Origin of the sequence: Streptomyces griseoruber (assembly GCF_001514205.1) — a bacterium.
Classification (GTDB): Bacteria; Actinomycetota; Actinomycetes; order Streptomycetales; family Streptomycetaceae; genus Streptomyces; species Streptomyces griseoruber.
Window position 1 is genome coordinate 1 of record NZ_KQ948843.1, and the last position, 620, is coordinate 620.

Sequence of the window (620 nt, forward strand, 5' to 3'; positions counted from 1 at the left end):
CGCCCGCGCCGCCGAGAGGGCCCGGTTGATCGTCCGCTGAGTCGCGGTGAGGTCCTGATGCGGGAGCCGTCTGACCGGCGTGGTCACCCAGGGGCCGGCCCCGATGTAGGCGCGGTCGGCGAGAACGGGAACGCCCTGGCGTTCGCAGATTCGGATGATGCGGTGGGTGCGGGCTGCGGTCAGGTCGTGGGTGCGGCCGGGCAGTGCGGGCGAGATCCACAGCAGCCTGCCCGCGGGATCGGCGACGACCTGCACGTTCACGCCGTGGCGGCGGTGCTTCTGGGAGAAGTCGGCCCGGCTGTCGCCGACCCGGTCGCACTCGGCGAGCGTCCCGTCGAGCAGGACGTGCGCGGGATCGGTCTCCCGCAGGACCCGCAGCAGGCCGGGCGCCCGGCGGGAGAGGTGGCCGACGACGGCGGTGACGTAGGCGTGGGCGGTGCCGACGGATATACCGAAACCGGCGGAGATCTGCGCGAGCGTGTCGTGCCGGCGCAGGTAGACCAGGGCGACGAGGGCACGCTGGTGAGGCGGGAGCTTGCAGCGGCGGTCACCCTCACGGGTGACGATGAGCATGGTTACCCACTCGACCAGGGCGTGCGGGAGGTCGAGTGCGGCAGGAT

1 protein-coding gene is annotated in these 620 nt (G+C 72.6%); it reads right to left on the bottom strand.

What is annotated here, in order from left to right:
• Positions 1–620, bottom strand: a 620-nt coding sequence (locus tag AQJ64_RS44900; RefSeq protein WP_079062337.1) for a transposase family protein, incomplete at both ends; no start/stop codon positions are given.